The sequence below is a fragment of the Streptomyces sp. NPDC006265 genome (assembly GCF_040613555.1).
In the GTDB taxonomy this organism is placed as follows: domain Bacteria; phylum Actinomycetota; class Actinomycetes; order Streptomycetales; family Streptomycetaceae; genus Streptomyces.
The window spans coordinates 1-3,275 of record NZ_JBEXSH010000958.1 but is presented as its reverse complement, the minus strand read 5'-3'; the positions used below and the strand labels follow the sequence as shown (position 1 = coordinate 3,275).

General features: G+C 69.5%; 3 protein-coding genes and 1 pseudogene. All 4 read left to right on the top strand.

Annotated features, from left to right (window positions below; all coding sequences use genetic code 11):
* Positions 1-473 (top strand): annotated as a pseudogene (locus ABZ281_RS43430) (glutamine amidotransferase); the annotation flags it as partial.
* 203 nt (positions 474-676) lie between these two features.
* Positions 677-1,702, top strand: coding sequence for a 6-phosphofructokinase (locus ABZ281_RS43425; protein WP_356663673.1), 1,026 nt, complete (start codon positions 677-679; stop codon positions 1,700-1,702).
* A gap of 188 nt (positions 1,703-1,890) precedes the next feature.
* Positions 1,891-2,841 carry a cytochrome c oxidase assembly protein gene (locus tag ABZ281_RS43420; protein ID WP_356663671.1) on the top strand — a complete coding sequence of 317 codons (951 nt, stop codon included), beginning with the start codon at positions 1,891-1,893 and terminating at the stop codon, positions 2,839-2,841.
* 80 nt (positions 2,842-2,921) lie between these two features.
* Complete coding sequence (locus tag ABZ281_RS43415; RefSeq protein WP_030835374.1) at positions 2,922-3,101, top strand: hypothetical protein; 180 nt, start codon at positions 2,922-2,924, stop codon at positions 3,099-3,101.
* The last annotated feature ends 174 nt before the right edge of the window (positions 3,102-3,275 follow it).

Here is a 3,275-nt window from a genome sequence, read left to right as displayed (position 1 = left end):
ACGGCGCCATCGTGTTCTCCGTGTGCGCCGGCTACCAGATCCTCGGCCACGAGTTCATCAACGACCTCGGCCAGCGCGAGCCCGGCCTCGGCCTGCTGGACGTGGTGTCGGTGCGCGGCGAGGGCGCGCGGTGCGTCGGTGACGTGCTGGGCGACGTCGACGCCCGTCTCGGCCTGCCGCCGCTGACCGGCTTCGAGAACCACCAGGGCGTCACCCGCCTCGGCCCCACCGCCCGCCCGCTCGCACAGGTGCGCTTCGGCAACGGCAACGGCACGGGCGACGGCACGGAGGGCGCGTACAACGACACGGTCTTCGGCACGTACATGCACGGGCCGGTGCTCGCGCGCAACCCGCTGATCGCGGACCTGCTGCTGAAGCTGGCCCTCGACGTCAACGCGCTGCCGCCGACCGACGACCACTGGTACGAGGCCCTCCGCGACGAGCGCATCGCGGCTGCTCAGCAGCCTGCCTGACCACTTCCGAACAGCGTTCGGGGAGCACGCGTCAACCTGCTGGTCAACAGCCCGTATGTCGGCCCATCCGCACAGGTGAGCGGGGTCGTCCAGCAGGCGGACGCGTGCTTCGGTCCGGCCCCTCGATGCCGCTAGGGTGGCGGGGATTCCAGCCGGACAACGTGGTCCGGTCCCCGGCCCACGTTGAGAAGGTATTTCGGGCTATGCGCATTGGTGTCCTCACGTCCGGCGGCGACTGCCCCGGCCTGAACGCCGTCATCCGGTCCGTCGTGCACCGTGCCGTCGTCGACCACGGCGACGAGGTCATCGGCTTCCGGGACGGCTGGAAGGGCCTCCTGGAGTGCGACTACCTCAAGCTCGACCTCGACGCGGTGGGCGGCATCCTCGCCCGCGGCGGCACGATTCTCGGGTCCTCCCGGGTCCAGCCCTCCCATCTGCGGGACGGTGTGGAGCGGGCCAAGGGCCATGTCGAGGAGCTCGGCCTCGACGCGATCATCCCCATCGGCGGCGAGGGCACGCTCAAGGCCGCCCGGCTGATGTCGGACAGCGGCCTGCCCGTCGTGGGCGTGCCGAAGACCATCGACAACGACATCGCGGTCACGGACGTCACGTTCGGCTTCGACACGGCCGTGGGTGTGGCGACCGAGGCCCTGGACCGGCTGAAGACCACCGCCGAGTCCCACCAGCGGGTTCTGGTCGTCGAGGTCATGGGCCGGCACACCGGCTGGATCGCGCTGCACTCCGGCATGGCGGCCGGCGCGCACGCCATCGTGGTGCCCGAGCGGCCCTTCGACATAGAGGAGCTGACCCGGCGGGTCGGCGAGCGGTTCGAGGCGGGCAAGCGCTTCGCGATCGTGGTGGCGGCGGAGGGGGCCAAGCCCCGCGCCGGGAGCATGGAGTTCGACGAGGGCGGCAAGGACATCTACGGGCACGAGCGGTTCGCCGGGATCGCCCGGCAGCTGTCCGTGGAGCTGGAGGGACGGCTGGGGAAGGAAGCCCGGCCGGTGATCCTCGGGCACGTGCAGCGCGGCGGCACGCCGACCGCGTATGACCGGGTGCTGGCCACGCGGTTCGGGTGGCATGCGGTGGAGGCCGTGCACCGGGGGGAGTTCGGGCAGATGACCGCGCTGCGCGGGACCGACATCGTGATGGTGTCGCTGGCCGAGGCCGTCAAGACGCTGAAGACGGTGCCGGATGAGCGGTACGCCGAGGCGGAGACCGTTCTCTGAGGCTGAGCTGATCTGCCGGGTGCGGGTGGTGCGTGGTCGCTCCGGCCCACGCGGCGGAGCACATTGAACACACCCCCGCGCCCCTGAGGGACGACGGACCGCCCCCGGTCGTAACGGCGACCGGGGGCGGTTCTACTCTTGTGGGCGGACAGATGGCTGCACACCCCCACGAAACAGGAGCCGGCGGAATGGATCACAGCGGGCACGGCATGACCATGGATCTGCCGCCGTTCACGCTGGGGCGAGGGCTGGAGTGGTCCGCGGACCCGTTCTTTCTCGTCGCCTGCCTGGCCGGGCTCGCCCTGTACGGGTGGGGTGTCGTGCGGCTCGTCCGGCGCGGGGACAAGTGGCCCGTGGGGCGGACGGTCGCCTACGTTCTGGGCGTGCTGAGCATCGTCCTCATGATGTGCACCCAGCTGAACGACTACGGCATGGTCATGTTCAGCGTGCACATGGTCCAGCACATGGTCATCAGCATGGTGTCGCCCATCCTCATTCTGCTCGGGGCGCCTATCACGCTGGCGCTGCGAGCGCTGCCGCCGGCGGGCCGGGGGCGCAAGGGGCCGCGTGAGCTGCTGCTGATGTTCCTGCACAGCCGGTACATGCAGATCATCACGCACCCGGCGTTCACGATCCCGCTGTTCATCGCGAGCCTGTACGGGCTGTACTTCACGCCCCTCTTCGACACCCTGATGGGCTCCAAGGCGGGCCACATCGCGATGATGGTGCACTTCCTCGCCGTCGGCCTGGTGTTCTTCTGGCCGATCATGGGCATCGACCCGGGCCCGCACCGCCCGGGCTACCTGATGCGGATGCTGGAGCTGTTCGCGGGCATGCCGTTCCACGCGTTCTTCGGGATCGCGCTGATGATGGCGTCCGAGCCGATGGTCCAGACGTTCAAGAACCCGCCCGGCTCGCTCGGCATCGAGGCGCTGTCCGACCAGAACGCGGCGGGTGGCATCGCCTGGGCGTTCAGCGAGATCCCCTCCGTGCTGGTGCTGGTCGCCCTGCTGTTCCAGTGGTACGCCTCGGACCAGCGGCAGGCCAGGCGCACGGACCGGGCCGCGGACCGCGACGGGGACAAGGAACTGGAGGCGTACAACGCCTATCTGGCCTCGCTGAACACGCAAGGGCGCTGAAGACCTCTTCGGTACGGGCCGTGCGCGCCGGGCGTCCGCCGGGCACCATGGAGTGACCGAACCATGAGGAGGGTGTTGCGATGCCCGGTTCCACGAACGGTTCCAACTCTACGAAGACCATGGGAGCGCTCACGCTGGGCGGGCTGGTCGTGGTGACGGCCTACACGGTGGCGCTCGGCAGCAACGGCTGGCTGTGGTTCGGCTGGGTCGTGCTGGGTCTGATCACGCTGGGACTGGTGGTCACCACGCGCAGCACCTGACGGCTCACCGCCCGACCGGCCGGTGGGGCGGCTCACTCCCTGGTCAGCCGGCCCGCCGAGTACACGCCGGGCTGGTATTTCGGGAGCCGGACGGTGATCTTCATGCCGACCCGAACATGCGAACATGCTCTCGATTCCCTTGATCTGGAGGAAGGTTCACGCATGAGACTCACC

Excerpts from the sequence above, each read along its gene's own strand:
- ABZ281_RS43425 (WP_356663673.1), top strand. The coding sequence starts at position 677 with ATGCGCATTGGTGTCCTCACGTCCGGCGGCGACTGCCCCGGCCTGAAC.
- ABZ281_RS43415 (WP_030835374.1), top strand. The coding sequence starts at position 2,922 with ATGCCCGGTTCCACGAACGGTTCCAACTCTACGAAGACCATGGGAGCG.
- ABZ281_RS43420 (WP_356663671.1), top strand. The coding sequence starts at position 1,891 with ATGGATCACAGCGGGCACGGCATGACCATGGATCTGCCGCCGTTCACG.